The 334-nt window shown below is 47.3% G+C and carries 1 pseudogene; it reads right to left on the minus strand.

What is annotated here, in order from left to right:
* Positions 1-334: pseudogene (locus EWM59_RS28090) on the minus strand (hypothetical protein); the annotation flags it as partial.

Below are 334 nucleotides of genomic sequence, written 5' to 3' on the forward strand. Positions count from 1 at the left end.
GCTGCTGGTTGAGCGATAATTTGTAACCCTGTTACTGCTGCACTGGCTGGACTTGTACAAGACCCAACTGTACAAGTAGCAGAAATACTATACGTACCTACACTTGAAAGGGTTAAGCTACTACCCGATGAACCGTTCGACCAGTTGACTGTCCCTGCACAACCACTGGCTGTTAAAGTTAAAGTACTCGGTGCACAAACTACTTTTGTAGCCGGGGCTGTAATCGTTGGAGCAGTTGGCTGAGCTACAATCTGTAAGCCTGTTACTGCCGTGCTTGCTGGAGAAATACAACTACCTACTGTACAGGTGGCTGTAATGCTATAGGTACCCACAC

Origin of the sequence: Emticicia agri, assembly GCF_004168285.1 — a bacterium.
GTDB classification, from domain to species: domain Bacteria; phylum Bacteroidota; class Bacteroidia; order Cytophagales; family Spirosomataceae; genus Emticicia; species Emticicia agri.